Raw genomic sequence first — 2,113 nt, forward strand, 5'->3', positions numbered from 1 at the left:
AATGAGACACAGCAAAAGCTATCAATAATATAATTATCAAAGTTAACTATTTGTTAAAATATAATTTTATTATTAAAAATCACATTGATTAATATAGTGCCTATTTGCATTTGTGCAATTCATTTGTTTTTTGTCTATCTCTAAAATTTAGCGTTGATGGGTTTAGTAAGAGCCAGGGCACAATAGCGCAACCATGTGGATTTTCTTTACCCACGTTACTATGAATGGGTACGGGACGTCATCAAGTAAGTGCTGATGATACCCATCACTAAATTATGGGAACAATAATGAAAGAACATCCTGATTTATGGGCCGATTTATTAAACGGTCTAAGAAACGCTTGGCCGCAAATTTCTGGTTCTATTTTGGCCGTCATGATCTGTTACGGCCGACTTATTTATGACGGTGTGGAGCGGAAAAATCGCTGGGTCGAACCGCTACTATGTGGAGCGCTGTCGTGGGGATTTTCCAGTGGATTGGAACTATTTGGTATTCCAAACAGTATTTCACCTGCCCTCGGCGGTGCCGTTGGTTTTATTGGCGTAGAGAAAATACGAGAGTTTGCTATTCGTGCCATCAATAAACGTTTAGGAGATAACAATGACAAGAGGGATTCGTAACCACAACCCCGGCAATATCCGTCATGGCGACAAATGGCAGGGTTTGCGTGATATCCAGACAGACAAATCATTTTGTCAATTTGTGGCACCGGCATATGGCATACGGGCGATGCTAAAAATTCTGCGCAACTACGAACGCAAATACGGGGACAATACTATTCGCCAGTTTATTTCCCGCTGGGCGCCACCGAATGAAAACAATACCGAAAGTTATATCGCTTATGTATGTCAATCAGTTGGCATAGCGAGCAGCGCTGTGGTGGATGTAGAAAATGTCGCCACAATGAGCCGACTGGTTAAGGCTATCATTCAAATGGAAAACGGCCAACAGCCTTATTCCGATGAGATCATTAAGCGAGCATTTGAATTGTTATAAGTTCTAATCACCGCCTGCTGGCGGTGATTTTCAACAGTATCGTATCCCTCTTCCCGCAATCATAGCCTGCTAGATGGCTAAAATATTACTTGCTTAATATTCGGGATCATGCGTTAATAGCTGGGTCGGTTTGAAAGACAGACCTCATACAAAGCAGTTTATTAAAGCAGTTCTCATCCTCAGGCGTTATCCCAGATATCCCTTCTTTTTGAGTTCCTCCGTTAAGCGCTAAGTAGTTTCTGTAAAACAAGCCATATTTGCCAAAAAAGGCTCAATCAAAGGAAATATCACATGTCTAATAAAATGACTGGCTCAGTAAAATGGTTTAATGCGGATAAAGGTTTTGGTTTTATCTCCCCTGCCGATGGAAGCAAAGACGTGTTCGTACACTTCTCCGCTATTCAGAGTAACAACTACCGCACTCTAGACGAAGGCCAGGAAGTTGAGTTCTCCATCGAGAAGGGTGCCAAAGGCCCGGCAGCAGTAAACGTTGTGCCTATAGCGTAAAATCTTCCTTGAATCCCTTCCTCTGCGATAACGAAGACGGCCTTTGGCTCGAGTGGACAGAGTGACGGGATGTCAAAATATTTTCAGTTGCCGGTATGGATAAAACCGGACTGGTTTCTGAAATATCCCTATTTAGCTTCATTATCAATAAAATTTAAGCGTTCTCTATCCATTGAAAGCTTAACTTCCTGAACTTCTAAAATCTTCTGCTCCCACAGTGTTCCCGTGCTAGTTAATCCTTTTTCTAGCGAGGGATATTTATGCCAGATGCCTTCAATACACCGCAAAGAAGATTATGTAAGAACAAAACATTATATAAGGTTTTTGAAGAACTTAATTCTTAAGAGCCAGTATATGATAGCCTCATAGAGCGCCATGAACGTTCTGTTAAGCCCCCCAAGAAACTCTCCACACAGGCACACCATCAGAATTTTTAAAAACTCCTATCAAAAATAGATGGTCCAAATCCCTTTTATAACTGAAATTTAAAAAATAAAGTACCTGCTCATAAAGAGTTAGTTCTTCAATATCTCCAGTGTGCAGTAATGCCACAAAAATCACATTTAATTCATTAACTAAGCTAACCAGTGTTATGAGCAGGAGTTAAGCA

3 protein-coding genes are annotated in these 2,113 nt (G+C 40.8%); all 3 read left to right on the forward strand.

Annotated elements, in window-relative coordinates; translation table 11 throughout:
- The first annotated feature begins 287 nt into the window (after window positions 1-287).
- Entirely contained in the window at window positions 288-620 is a 333-nt protein-coding gene (locus tag IQ209_RS01410) for a phage holin, lambda family (protein WP_193848304.1), read from the forward strand.
- Window positions 601-996 carry a structural protein gene (locus tag IQ209_RS01415; RefSeq protein ID WP_193848306.1) on the forward strand — a complete coding sequence of 132 codons (396 nt, stop codon included), beginning with the start codon at window positions 601-603 and terminating at the stop codon, window positions 994-996. Before IQ209_RS01410 ends, IQ209_RS01415 begins: the two co-directional genes overlap by 20 nt.
- A 291-nt stretch (window positions 997-1,287) precedes the next feature.
- Window positions 1,288-1,503 carry an RNA chaperone/antiterminator CspA gene (gene cspA / locus IQ209_RS01420; protein WP_193848308.1) on the forward strand — a complete coding sequence of 72 codons (216 nt, stop codon included), beginning with the start codon at window positions 1,288-1,290 and terminating at the stop codon, window positions 1,501-1,503.
- Window positions 1,504-2,113 lie beyond the last annotated feature (610 nt).

The organism is Xenorhabdus sp. BG5, assembly GCF_015163665.1.
GTDB lineage: Bacteria > Pseudomonadota > Gammaproteobacteria > Enterobacterales > Enterobacteriaceae > Xenorhabdus.

Coding starts and splice junctions, on each gene's coding strand:
- IQ209_RS01410 (WP_193848304.1), top strand. CDS start 288: ATGAAAGAACATCCTGATTTATGGGCCGATTTATTAAACGGTCTAAGA.
- IQ209_RS01415 (WP_193848306.1), top strand. CDS start 601: ATGACAAGAGGGATTCGTAACCACAACCCCGGCAATATCCGTCATGGC.
- cspA (WP_193848308.1), top strand. CDS start 1,288: ATGTCTAATAAAATGACTGGCTCAGTAAAATGGTTTAATGCGGATAAA.